Origin of the sequence: Clostridium sp. (genome assembly GCF_036642255.1) — a bacterium.
Classification (GTDB): Bacteria; Bacillota; Clostridia; order Clostridiales; family Clostridiaceae; genus Clostridium_J.
The window spans coordinates 41,227-54,532 of record NZ_JAVWDJ010000027.1 but is presented as its reverse complement, the minus strand read 5'-3'; the positions used below and the strand labels follow the sequence as shown (position 1 = coordinate 54,532).

Annotated in this window: 11 protein-coding genes; 9 read left to right on the top strand and 2 right to left on the bottom strand. The window is 29.3% G+C overall.

The genetic code is table 11. The annotated features are described in order from the left end of the window. Nucleotides 1–167: 167 nt before the first annotated feature. From RR409_RS14230 to RR409_RS14210, 5 genes are all read left to right on the top strand, one after another. Entirely contained in the window at nucleotides 168–590 is a 423-nt protein-coding gene (locus RR409_RS14230) for a CBS domain-containing protein (RefSeq protein ID WP_332558435.1), read from the top strand. 303 nt (nucleotides 591–893) lie between these two features. After that, complete coding sequence (locus RR409_RS14225) at nucleotides 894–1,781, top strand: YegS/Rv2252/BmrU family lipid kinase (RefSeq protein WP_332558434.1); 888 nt, start codon at nucleotides 894–896, stop codon at nucleotides 1,779–1,781. A gap of 67 nt (nucleotides 1,782–1,848) precedes the next feature. Then, on the top strand, nucleotides 1,849–2,493 hold the full coding sequence (locus tag RR409_RS14220; protein ID WP_332558433.1) for a hypothetical protein: 645 nt from the start codon (nucleotides 1,849–1,851) through the stop codon (nucleotides 2,491–2,493). Nucleotides 2,494–2,932: 439 nt separating this feature from the next. Continuing rightward, nucleotides 2,933–4,015: a ribosome small subunit-dependent GTPase A gene (gene rsgA, locus RR409_RS14215; protein ID WP_332558432.1), complete on the top strand. Its 1,083-nt coding sequence runs from the start codon at nucleotides 2,933–2,935 to the stop codon at nucleotides 4,013–4,015. Between the two features lie 248 nt (nucleotides 4,016–4,263). Beyond that, nucleotides 4,264–4,398 carry a hypothetical protein gene (locus RR409_RS14210; protein WP_332558431.1) on the top strand — a complete coding sequence of 45 codons (135 nt, stop codon included), beginning with the start codon at nucleotides 4,264–4,266 and terminating at the stop codon, nucleotides 4,396–4,398. 95 nt (nucleotides 4,399–4,493) lie between these two features. Here the strand turns inward: RR409_RS14210 and RR409_RS14205 are convergent, their stop codons facing one another. After that, complete coding sequence (locus RR409_RS14205) at nucleotides 4,494–6,503, bottom strand: YgiQ family radical SAM protein (protein WP_332558430.1); 2,010 nt, start codon at nucleotides 6,501–6,503, stop codon at nucleotides 4,494–4,496. A gap of 538 nt (nucleotides 6,504–7,041) precedes the next feature. On the opposite strand from RR409_RS14205, the gene RR409_RS14200 reads away from it, so the two are divergent. Further along, a complete protein-coding gene (locus tag RR409_RS14200) occupies nucleotides 7,042–8,304 on the top strand; it encodes a CBS domain-containing protein (RefSeq protein WP_332558429.1) in 1,263 nt (420 codons plus the stop codon). Between the two features lie 84 nt (nucleotides 8,305–8,388). Here RR409_RS14200 and RR409_RS14195 read toward each other — a convergent pair whose 3' ends face one another. Beyond that, nucleotides 8,389–9,426: a M42 family metallopeptidase gene (locus RR409_RS14195; protein WP_332558428.1), complete on the bottom strand. Its 1,038-nt coding sequence runs from the start codon at nucleotides 9,424–9,426 to the stop codon at nucleotides 8,389–8,391. Nucleotides 9,427–9,576: 150 nt separating this feature from the next. Between RR409_RS14195 and RR409_RS14190 the strand changes: the two genes are divergently transcribed. From RR409_RS14190 to RR409_RS14180, 3 genes are all read left to right on the top strand, one after another. After that, nucleotides 9,577–10,914 carry a VanW family protein gene (locus RR409_RS14190; RefSeq protein ID WP_332558427.1) on the top strand — a complete coding sequence of 446 codons (1,338 nt, stop codon included), beginning with the start codon at nucleotides 9,577–9,579 and terminating at the stop codon, nucleotides 10,912–10,914. Between the two features lie 281 nt (nucleotides 10,915–11,195). Continuing rightward, nucleotides 11,196–12,146, top strand: a complete 951-nt coding sequence (locus RR409_RS14185) for a MoxR family ATPase (protein WP_332558426.1) — start codon at nucleotides 11,196–11,198, stop codon at nucleotides 12,144–12,146. After that, a complete protein-coding gene (locus tag RR409_RS14180; RefSeq protein ID WP_332558425.1) occupies nucleotides 12,139–13,305 on the top strand; it encodes a DUF58 domain-containing protein in 1,167 nt (388 codons plus the stop codon). Before RR409_RS14185 ends, RR409_RS14180 begins: the two co-directional genes overlap by 8 nt. Nucleotide 13,306 lies beyond the last annotated feature (1 nt).

Sequence of the window (13,306 nt, the reverse complement as noted above, 5' to 3'; positions counted from 1 at the left end):
ATAGTTGAAAAAATTGAGTTCATTCAGATATTAAATAGTTTAAGGTGTTAAAATTGGGGCTAAATAATTATGACTTATTTAAACAGTGGTTATAAAAAATATGCTTCATACCTATTTATTTGAATAATTAATAAGAGAATTTGAGAAAATAATGTTGAGGTGATATTATGAAAATAAATGATGCAATGACAAAGGACGTTATAAAAATTAATGCAGATGCCAATGTAAAAGAAGCAGCTAGAATTATGAAAGAGCACAACATTGGTTCTATTCCAGTTTGTGAGGGAAACAGCGTAGTTGGTATAGTTACAGATAGGGACATAGTTGTTAGAGGTATCGCCGATAATGCTAACGAAAATTTGTCAGTTAGAGATGTTATGACATCAAATCCAGTTATGTGTTCTTCAGAAAAAGATATTTCAGAGGCTGAAAGAATAATGAGTGAAAGACAAATTAGAAGATTAGTTGTTATGGACAACGAAAATTTGGTAGGGATGATTTCTCTTGGAGATCTTGCTGTAGAGAATGTTTCTAAAAATGATATTGGAGAAACTTTAAAAGAAATATCTACACCTTGCTGCCCTAATTAATATTTCTAATACCCCTTAAGTAATTTGAGGGGTATTAACTTATTTTTTTTAAAGCCTTATTGAAAATAAGTTTAATCACCTTAAAGATTTTTAAGTTCGAAATATTTTTAATTGAGTGGGAAAAAATAATTTTAATAACAACTTATACTTATTATGCTAAATAGAATCTTAGAAACAACGTTGTACAATGTAAATTTTTGTAACATTATAATTAAAAATTCTTTAATTTTACAAATTTATATTATTATGTTACTAATTTAATAGTACAATTGATATAGAATGAAAATAAAGGAGGGGCAGAAGTTGAAAAGAGTAAAGTTTATTTATAATCCCTATTCTGGTGAAAATTTAATTGTGAATAATATAGATAGAGTTATAAAGATGCATCAAGAATATAATTATGTTATTGAACCATTTAGAATTAGCAGTAATGTTGATATTAAGGAGGCTTTTAAACATATTGATGATACCTATAAATATATATTAATAGCAGGCGGCGATGGTACCATAGATTCAGTAATTAACAAAATGAAGGAATGTGAAGTAGACCTTCCTGTGGCATTTTTACCTGTAGGAACTGCTAATGACTTTGCAAAATACCTAGGGGTTCCCAGTGATATATCTAAAGCATGCAATCAAATATTAGATGGTAAGCCCAAGAGATTTGATCTAGGTAAAATTAATGATAAATATTTTGTTAACGTAGCAAGTACTGGAATTTTCACTGATATATCTCAAAAGACAGATCCTCATCTTAAGAATACTATGGGAAAGATTGCATATTATTTAAAGGGTATTGAGGAGGTAACGAACTTAAAAAAAGTTTATGTGAAGATTACATCACCAGTGGCAAATTTTCAAGGGAATATATATACATTGCTAGTTTTTAATGGTCAAACTGCAGGTAATATTAAGTTTACTGATTTGTCACAAGCTGATGATGGAGTTTTAGACGTGGTGGTAATAAAAGAAGATGTTGTAAAGAGTGCCTTAAACAATATATTAATAATGGCTAAAAAAGGTCTAGTATCCGATATGGATGGAGTACTATATTTCAAAACTGATAGGCTTACTGTGGAATGTGAAGAAGATATAGGTACTGACATAGATGGTGAAAAAGGCCCAGATTTCCCATTAACTATAACTTGCGAGAGAAGGGCTTTAAAAATATTAGGATACAAGGAAGAATAATTTAGTTCATAAAACATAATTTAACAAAATATATATAATTAAGATTAATTTAATGGAGAGTGAGTTTTTGTTTACTTATATATATTTAATTTCTATATTGTTAATGTTTATGTTAATTTATGAAGGAATAACAACCTCTTTTACTTATGCGCCTAAAAAGATAAAGGCTATTACAATAATTGCTATGATTTTGATTTTATTAAGATTTATAGCTTTGCTTTTGTTATTTGTATATGATAAGATGCAATATGTTTATCTTCTTAAACCACTGATATTTTTAGAACTGTTTTATATGCCAATCATAATATTTATTTGCATTTATATTTATTCGAGAAATGAAAAAATAAAGTTAAGCTTCTTTTATATACTTTGTGGGATTTTTATTATGGTTTATTTTATGCTTATTATAAAAGCTCCATTAGTAACCAATCTTTCAAATGTATATGGGTACTCCATAACCTTAGAAAATGGTCTTATTAGCTATTTAGTATTATTATCTATTAATAGTTTTGTCTTTATTCTAGGATTCAAAATTTATGGATTTAGACACAGTAATAAAATAGGTGTAATAATGATAGTAATATCAGCATTAGTTACAATAATAACTACAGTGGTTTCAGTATTACATCCTGATTTTGTTGGTGTTATTATAGGTGGGGAGCTGTTTTGGATGATAACCCTAGATTATGGTTTAAGGAAGTTTATAAGATAAGTCTCAATTATAAAATATAATTCTATAGGCAAAAAATAAGGAAACACTTTTATTCGCCTATGGTTGGTGCAAAATAATTATTTATAATGAATTGAATATAAAATGCAAGCTTATTTAAAATAAATAAATTTTATTATATTGATTAATTATTTAATTTAGTATATAATGGTAATTGTAAAAGAAATTTATAGTATAAATAAGGAAATTATTTATCTGAAAGGAGTTGTGTAATATGAAAAAATTAAGTGTTGTTTTTGTTATGCCTAATTTTAATAATTGCTACTCCGAGGGATATAAATTTCTATATAAAAACTAAAATATAAGTTTTTCGTTTTTATATTATTTATTGTAAATCTAGTAAATGTTTATTGTGAGCCTTGGAGTAGCTTGAAGCTGAGCCAGGGCTTTTTTGCGTCCAAAATAAAGGGAGGAATAAACATTGATTAATAAAGATAATAGACTATATTCATTAGGATTAAAAGAAAGTGTTTTTGAAGAGTTTCAGGAATTTTATGGTGAATATTATTTAGGTAGGATAATAGTTGAGCAAAAGGGGTTATATAAAGTAGCTACAGAGCTATGTGATATTAATGCTAAGGTGTCAGGAAAATTAATATTCGATGGACTACAGAGAAGTGATTATCCTGCGGTAGGAGATTGGGTAGTTTTAGATAGAGACAGTAATAAATCTGGAGAAGCTATTATTCATGGAATCATTAAAAGAAGCAGTAAATTGTGTAGGAAAGTAGCTGGGGTTAAAAGTGATGAACAAATAATAGGAGCTAACTTAGATAAGGTTTTTATCTGTATGGCTTTAAATAATGATTTTAATATAAGAAGATTAGAACGCTATATTACTATAGTATGGGATAGTGGAGCAGTGCCAGTAATAGTACTAACTAAGGCAGATTTATGTGATGAATTGGATGAAAGAATGAAAGAAGTTGAAGAGATTTCTATTGGAATTGATATATTCATTATAAGTTCTTATACTGGAGAAGGAGTACAGGAAATTATACATTATGTAAAAGAGCGTGAAACAATAGCTTTTATCGGTTCATCAGGAGTTGGGAAGTCTACACTTATAAATGCACTTTTGGGATATGAAAAGCAAGCGACTAAAGGAGTTAGACAAGGAGATGAAAGGGGACGACATACAACTACTCATAGAGAATTGATATGTATACCATCTGGAGGAGTGGTAATTGACACTCCTGGTATGAGAGAACTTCAACTTTTAAACAATACAGAAGGCGTGGATAACTCCTTTAAGGATATAAGTGATATAGCTACTCAATGTAAGTTTTCAGATTGCAGTCATAAAGCTGAACCGGGATGTGCAGTATTAAAAGCTATTGAAGAGGGTGTTATCACTGAAGACAGATTAGAAAGTTATTTTAAACTCAAAAAAGAAGCAGAGTATATGGAAAGAAAAGTTAATAAAACAGCTGCTATTGAGCATAAAAAACACTGGGTTAAGATTAATAAAGAAATGAAAAAAAGACCAAACAAAAAAGTATAATGTTAACAACACCTTGGAGTATGCATCTCATTCTCTTTAAATGGAAGTCTACTATAGAAAGCTAAAGCTTGGTATAACTAAAATGTTTTCATAAATTAATATAAGAAAATGAAGTTATGCATTATTTAATTGAAATTATACAAAAAACTAGTGAATATAGAATATTTCACTAGTTTTATTTTTGAAGTTGAAATATAGTAAATATTATAATAAGATATAAGAGATTTTAAACCTAGGAGGCTTTATCTATGGTGAAGATTACAAATTATGTGATGATATATTTCATGTGCACAATACCATTTTTATTTTTACTATATTATGTTATAAAGAGGGCAATTAAAGATGGGTTATTGGAGTATGATAAAGTAAAAAATAAAAAATAAGTACATAAACACAAAAGTAGCAAGAACTTCTTCTTGCTACTTTGATTTTTATTTAAAATAACTTGCTATTCATACGTAATTTTTATAAGCAATTTTTATTTTCGCCTAGTTGAGGGTTTCCTCGTAGTTTTGTTATTGCTATTAGGTTTCAATTTAATGACATTTTTACTGTTTAAGATTTTATCATTTTTTGTACCTTCATCTTTGCTACCTACAGTATTTTTATCTGACTTAGAGCTTTGGGTGGTTGAAAGGTTATTATTGCTTTTACTACTCTTATTTCTTCTAAAATTAACAGGCTTTTGAGGAACAGGTGGTATTAAGGAACGTTTATCATTACCGATTAAATCTTCTCTATGAGCCTTAATTAGGGCAGCTTTAACGAGAGCATGATTTTCAGGGTTTTTAAACTGCATTAATGCCCTTTGCATATTCTTCTCTTTTTGATCTGTAGGTACATAGATTTCTTCGCCAGTAATAGGATTTATTCCAGTAAAATAGATAGTGGTAGAAAGACTACCGGGTGTTGGATAAAAGTCTTGAACTTGTTCAGGCATATATCCCATTGTATTAATGTATTCAGCCAATTCTACAGCTGCATTCATATCGCTACCAGGATGGCTTGACATGAGATAAGGTACAACAAATTGATTTTTATTTAGACTCTTATTTATATTGGAGTATTTACTTTTAAACTTTTCATATATTTCTTTTGTAGGTTTCCCCATTTGATTAAGAACTTTATCACTTATGTGTTCTGGGGCAACTTTCAACTGACCACTAATGTGATGTTCACAAAGTTCTTCAAAAAACTTTGTGTTTTTGTCGTGGATTAAATAATCATACCTTATACCAGACCGTATAAAAACCTTTTTGATATTAGCAAGACTACGTACTTTTTTCAGAAGAGATAAATACTCAGTATGATCTATTATTAAATTCTTGCAAGGAGTGGGGAACATACACTGTCTATCCTTGCAAACTCCATGGGTTTCTTGTTTTTTACATGCTTTATGTCTAAAGTTCGCAGTTGGACCACCAATATCATGTATATAACCCTTAAAATCATTATCTTCCGTTAGGAGTTTTGCTTCTTCAATTATAGAGTTTTGGCTTCTATTTTGTATAACTCTTCCTTGATGATAAGTTAGAGCACAAAAAGAGCAACTTCCAAAACATCCCCTATGACTAGTAATAGAAAACTTAACTTCATTTAAGGCTGGGATACCACCCATAGGTTCATATATAGGGTGATAGGTTCTAGTATATGGAAGATTATAAACATTATCCATCTCCTGTTGAGTTAGTGGGAACTGAGGTGGGTTTTCAACTACATATCTATCACCATAAGGCTCAATCACAGTTTTACCTCTAATAGCATCTTGCTCTTGTGATGCAAGTTTATAGCTTTTAGCATAAGCTCTCTTATCGAAAGTTATTTCATCAAAACTTGGAAGGGTTACGTAATCTTTTAGGGAAGATATGTCTTTAGATATATAACAAGTGCCTCTAACTGAGGTTATCTTTGAAATATCCATACCATAGCTTAAAAGGTTAGCTACTTCAACAATAGGCTTTTCACCCATACCGTATATTAACAAATCAGCCTTAGAATCGAAAAGTATACTTTTTCTAACCTTATCATCCCAATAATCGTAATGAGCAAAACGTCGTAAACTAGCTTCAATACCACCTAAGATAATAGGGACATCCTTATAGGCCTCTCTTGCTCTATTTGCATAGACAATAACTGCTCTATTAGGTCTATAACCTGATTTTCCACCAGGAGAATATAAATCATCTCTTCTTTTTTTCTTTGATGCAGTATAATGGTTCACCATTGAATCTATATTTCCAGAATTAATTAAAAAGCCATATTTAGGCTTCCCTAGTTTTTTAAAATCTTCAGCATTATCCCACTTAGGTTGAGCAATTACTCCTACTGAAAAACCTTCACTTTCTAGTAATCGTCCAATTATGGCAGTTCCAAAGGAGGGATGGTCAATGTATGCATCCCCAGTTATTATTATAAAATCAAGCTCGTTTATACCACGAGCTTTCATTTCTTCCTTGTTTATAGGTAAAAATTTGTCCGTTACTTTCATGTAAACACCCCTTACAGGAGATAAAATTTTGTGATAAATCTAAATTTTAATATAGAAATTACATCGATTTATTGACAATATAACTATATTAACATAATTAATTTAAAATATGAACAAGAATATAATAGAAAAGGAAAGGTATGATAATTAAAATGAAATACCGAGTATTTACTAGATATTTAACAAAATAGTGCGAAAAATCCGTGTAAAATGATTTTTTGAATAAATATGAGGAAATTTTAAATAAATTAGTTACAAAATAAGTTTTTTCGACTATAATAATACATAGGTATGACGATATTTTTATGTTAATTTAAACTTTAAATATTAAAATTAGACATTTTTATTTAAAGTTGGTTTATATATTTAAATGCAATAGGTAAAAACTAGTTAGGTGGTGAACTTTAATGGAAAGTGGCCCTCGAATAGGAGAGTCGAAATTTATATTTAAATTAAAATTTAATATGGTAGAGGACTATTATACATTAAAGTTACACTAACACTATAATATTCTTCTACAAGAATAGGAGGAATAGCTATGGAGAAACTTACAGAATTTCATTTAAGTAATCTTTTAAACAATTTTGTTTATGATGAGTTTGAGGATTGCATCGGAAGACTACAAGATATCTATGTAACTACAGAAGATGGTTATCCGAGAGCCATTGGTTATCAAATAAGAAAGGGCAGAGATGTCTATAATTTTGAGTTCAGAAGTATTGATGTGTATAAGCATAATGGAAATTATTTAATTAAAGTTAGGCAAGTTAAGGATATAATTCCTAGGAAGTATTCTTATCTTTTATCAAAGAACTTATTAAGTAAGCAAATTGTTGATATTAATGGTAAGAAAATAGTTAAGGTAACAGATTTAAGGCTTGTAAAAAATAATGGTGAGATTAAAGTTGTTGAAGTTGAGTCAGGGGTTTTAGCCACAGCCAGGAAGCTAGGTTTTGAAAATGCTATAAAGGGATTGTACAGTTTGTTTGGAAAAGATCCAAAGGAAAATGTGGTAACTTGGGAGAGTGTTCAATCACTTGAAATGGTTGAAAATGGATTGCAACTTACAACAGCATACAATAAATTAAGCCAACTTCATCCAGCAGATATAGCAGAAATAATTGCAGGGCTTTCACCAGATGATAGAGTGAAAGTAATCGAAGGATTAGATAATGATTTAGCGGCAGACACTTTAGAGGAACTTGATAAAGAAATCCAGCAGGAAATTTTGACGAGCTTAAGTGAGGGTAAAGCAAGAGAATTATTAGATCTTATTCCAAATGACGAAATTGCAGATATATTGGATGAGTTAGATGAGGAAATAGCAAATAAGGTCCTTATAAATGTTAATGATGATGATGAAAGTGAAATCAGAGACTTAATGAAATATGAAGATGAAGTTGTTGGAAGTATAATGAACCCAGATTTTATTTCCTTCAATATAGATATTACCATAGCTGAAACTATGAATATTCTAAGGGAGCTAAAACCAGAGGATGAGGTTTCCCACTATATTTATATTATTGATAAGGATGAAAAACTGCAGGGGTTTGTTTCATTACGAGATTTAATTTTAGCTGATCCTAGCAGTAAACTTAAATCAATTATGAACACTAAAGTTTTTAAAGTTAGGGATACTGATGAAATTGAAAAAGCAATTGGAATAGCAGTAAAATATGATCTATACTCCTTGCCAGTTATAGATGAGCAAGAAAAGCTATGTGGGGTAGCAGTGATGAATGATATTATTGATGAATTATTATCACCAAGTTGGAGAAGAAAAATTAGAAGATCAAGCTAATAGCATGAAATATTACTTTAGATATTTTATAACATCCTGTACATTATAAAAAAAGCGTAGTGCGAGCACTACGCTTTTAAATTTCTATTCACTGATATAGTTAACTATTAAATCTATTGTGGCTAATACTGAGTCCATATGAGTTCTTTCATAACCATGTGATGCGAAGATACCAGCTCCAATTAAAGCAGTTTTAATATCATAACCTGCTCTAAGAGCAGCAGAAGCATCAGACCCATAGAATGGATAAACATCAATTCTGTATTCAATATTATGCTTTTTACATAGATTTGTTAATTTAATTCTTAAATCTAAATCGTAAGGTCCTGAGGAATCCTTCGCAGCAATACAACAAGCATATTCTGTTGAGTTTTGATCAAGTCCAGGACAACCCATATCTACAGCAATGAATTCTTTAGTGTTTTCAGGAATTGAAGCACAAGCTCCATGACCTACTTCTTCATAGTTGCTTATAAATAAATTAATTGTGTTTTGAAGTTTTATATTATTTTCTACGATGTATTTTAAAGTATAAAGTAGTATTCCAACACTAGCTTTGTCATCTAGATGTCTAGATTTAATGTATCCACTTTCAGTAAATCTTGTTCGTGTATCAAAACAAATGAAATCTCCTACATTTATTCCTAGTTTTAAAACATCATCTTTTGAAAATACTTTTTCATCGAGTACAACTTCGTAATTCTCTGGAACTCTTTTTAGTTCTCTTGCATCTGCACCACTTATGTGAACTGATGGTTTGATTGTCTGAATTGTACCTTCAAAGGTTTTTCCTTCAGCAGTTTCAATGGTAACATTTTCACCTTCTACAGAGGTCATCATAAATCCACCAAGTTGAGTTAAGGATAAACGACCATTTCCTTTAATTCCAGTAACCATAGCACCTAAGGTATCTACGTGAGCAGATAGTGTTTTTTGATAATCATCATTTTCACCTTTTAATGTAGCGATTACTGCTCCTTTATTTGTAGTAGTATAAGGAATATTTAATTTATCTAATTCTCCTCGGATATAATCCATTATTCTAACAGTATATCCAGTGGGACTTGGTATAGTTAGTATGTTTCCAAGATACTCTTTAATTTGTTTTACATTGTAATTCATAAAAACACCTCTTTTGATTATTAAAAAATAAAATATTTTCAAAATTGAATATCAATATTATATTAGCACAATTTTCCGTAAAGTAGTACAAAAAAATTATAATTAAACTCCAATTCAATTCATATAATTAATATAATGGAGGGGATTTGGGTGAAAAAAAGGGGCTTATTAATACTTATTTTTGCAATTAGTTTGATTATAATTTATTTTTTAACTTTGATGTATATAAGAGTAAAAAAATATGATAGTTCAATTTATCCAGAAGTATATATTAACAATATTTCAGTGTCAGGATTAGATGGTGAAAATGCAAAAAACAAGTTATATAAGGAACTGTGGGAAAAGGTAATTAATAAAGAAGTCCTTATTTTAGTAGGAGACTTTGAATATAAAATTAATTATAGGATTTTAGAAGTTGAGCCTAATATCCAAAGCGTGGTTGATGAGGCAATGAATTATGGAAAACAGATTAATTTTATAAAAAGCTATAAACTAATCAGAAATCCTAAAATTAAAAATTTTGAAATGAAAGTCAGCTTTAATGATAAAGCTTTAGATAATATATTAGCTACTATAGAAGAAAAGATAAATATTAAACCTATGGATGCAAAAATAGAACATTTTGGCGGAGGAATTTTCAAAATTACTCCTGAAGTAAGTGGGAGAAAATTAGATTCGGAAAAGTTAAAAGAAGACATTAAAAACCAGCTAAATAAGATTACATATAATGATGTAGTAATCTTAGGAAAGGTACATGAGGAGATTCCTAAAGTAAGAGAGATAGAGTTAAAGTCCATCAATTCAAAAGTTAGCGCCTTTAGCACTTCATTCTATAATTCTTCACAATCTAGAGGCAATAATATAAAGGTTGCAACTAAGGCAATTAATGGAACCTTATTAATGCCAGGAGATATTTTTAGTTTTAATGAAATAGTAGGTAAAACAACAGCAGAAAAGGGGTATAGTAGTGCAAAGGTTATTGTAGGAGATGAATTTGTGGATGATATAGGTGGAGGAGTTTGTCAAGTTTCTACAACTTTATATAATGCTGTTTTGAGAAGTGAATTAAAGATACTAGAAAGAAGAAATCATAGTCTTCCCATTTCTTATATACCATTAGGCCAAGATGCCATGATATTCTATGGATATTCTGACTTAAAATTTATGAATGATACAGACTTTCCCATCTTCATAGATGGACATGTGCAAAACTCAATACTATCTTTTAATATATACTCTGACAAAGATTTAGGTGGAAAAAGCTATAGTATAGAAAGTGAAATAAAACAAACTATAAAACCTAAAATAATTATTAAATACGATTCACAGTTAACTAAAGGTGAAATCATTGTTGAAAAAGAAGGAGAAGTAGGTTATGTAGTTGAGCTTTATAGAACTGTAATTATTGAAAACGAGGCCATGAAAAAAGAGTTAGTTTCTACAAGTAAATACAATGGTAAAAATAGGGTGATTAGAATGGGAAATTAGCTAGAATAAATCAAAAAAAGTGATTTAAGTTTTTAAGTCACTTTTAGTTTTTTACAAGGTAAATTTTTTAGAAAATATATAAAACAAAAGCTTAGGTGAGTTTAAAATAAAACCAATTCAAGTATACTCTTGTATTATTTTATATTGGAAATAAAGAAATTTACAAAATAATGAATTTATATCAATAATTTAATCACAATTTTCTGAATTCATGATATGATTATTTTATATAAAATATGGTATTATTTAATAATGGCACGTATTGAAAGGAAGGTATTGAGATGAATAGTAATTTAGCTTTAATAGAAAAAATAGTGGACAATGTAGAAAAGGTTATTATAGGTAAAAGAAATGAGATTTATAACATAATGAAAGGCATAGTTGCAGACGGACATATACTTATTGAAGATGTGCCTGGAGTTGGAAAAACTACACTAATCAAAGCGATAACTAAAAGCTTGAATCTTTCCTTTAGTAGAATACAATTCACCCCAGACTTATTACCTTCAGACATTATTGGAGTATCAATTTATAATATTAAAAATAGTGATTTTGAGTTCAAAAGAGGTCCAATTTTCGCAAATGTAATACTAGCTGATGAAATTAATAGAACATCACCAAAGACACAATCTGCACTTTTAGAAGTTATGGAAGAAAAACAGGTTTCAGAAGGGGTAAATACTTATATACTTGAAAGACCTTTTATGGTAATGGCTACACAAAATCCTATAGAATACGAAGGAACGTTTCCATTGCCAGAAGCTCAATTGGATAGATTTATGATAAAAGTAAGAATTGGATATCCAAGTGAAAATGATGAAGTTTCAATTTTAAACGTTTATAAAGAAGAAGATCCGCTTAAAGCGTTAGAGGCGGTGGCAAGTAAAGAGGATATAATTCAGCTACAGAATATTGTTAGAAAAGTTCGTATTAACAATGAACTAAATAAATACATTGTTAATATTATCAACGCAACAAGACATAATAAAAGTTTGGCTTTAGGAGCGAGTACTAGAGCTTCTATAGCACTTCAGAGAGTTTCACAGGCTACTGCACTAATAAAGGGAAGAGATTATGTAATTCCAGAAGATATAAAAGAAAACGCAAAGCTAGTGCTTAGTCATAGAATTATACCAACATCTAGTGCAAGAGCAAATAAAATTGACAGTGAAACGATTATATCAGAAGTGCTTCGCACTTTACCAGTTCCAAAGGTGATAAAGAATGGTTAGAATAAAAAAATCCTTTGTTGGGTTAACTATATTATCCTTAGGGTTCGCTAGAGTTTCAGGAGGAAATCTTCCATATGCTATATTTTATACATTATTTTTAGTATTATTTTTAGGAGTAATTTATGTGTATTTTATAAGTAGAAATGTGGATTCAGAAATAAGGTGTAGTAGGCAACAATTTAATGTAGGGGATAGTGAAGAGTTAATTCTGAAAGTTACTAATAATTCTGTTATTCCCATAGCATATATGGAGGTAGCCAATGATACTTTAGTTGGCATAATAACAAAATATCAAGGAGATGCTTTCTTTCTAAATTTAAATAGCCGCAAATTCTTAAAAAAACAAGTGGTGTTTAAAAAAAGAGGAGTATATGATTTTGGTATCACCACATTAAAGATAAATGATGTATTTGGAATTTTTAAATATACAAAGAAGTATGAAAATAAAGCAGGTATCAAAGTTTACCCTAAAATCTACTCCCTAAAACATTTAAATTTAGGTGGTAGTGAGAAAATAGAAAACAAATTAAGTAATGAAAGTAAAGTAGAGGATTTAACTTTAATTAAAGATATTAGAGAATATAGGATGGGTGATAGTCTAAAGAGAGTTCATTGGAAACTTAGTGCTAAGCATGGTGACTTATATGTTAAAAATTATGATTATGTTTCAGGCTATCAATGTAATTTATTTTTAGACATGAGAAGAGAAGGATTTTATTTTGATAAGGATGGTACAAAGGAAGAGTTATTAGTGGACTTTTCTGCCTCATTACTCAATAAAATGGTTACAAGCGGTATAAAGTCTAAAATCTTTATATGTAATAAAGAATATAAAAAGTTTGATGTAGATACTAAAGAGCAGTTTAATGGATTGATGGAGTATTTTTTAACAAATTGTAGCCTAGGGGAAGGTAGCTTCATTGATTTTATTCACGGTAATTTAAATAGTATAAATAGAGGAAGCTATATTGCTATTGTAACATGTGATATAAATAGCGAAAATAAAAACGAATTTATGGATTTAAGAAGCAAGGGGTATAACATTAATGTATTCTATTATGGTAATTCGATAGGAGCTATTGAGGACATAGATATCTTAAATGATATGGGAATTAAATGTTACAGTATTTTGGAACTAATAAATAGGGACTCTCAATAAT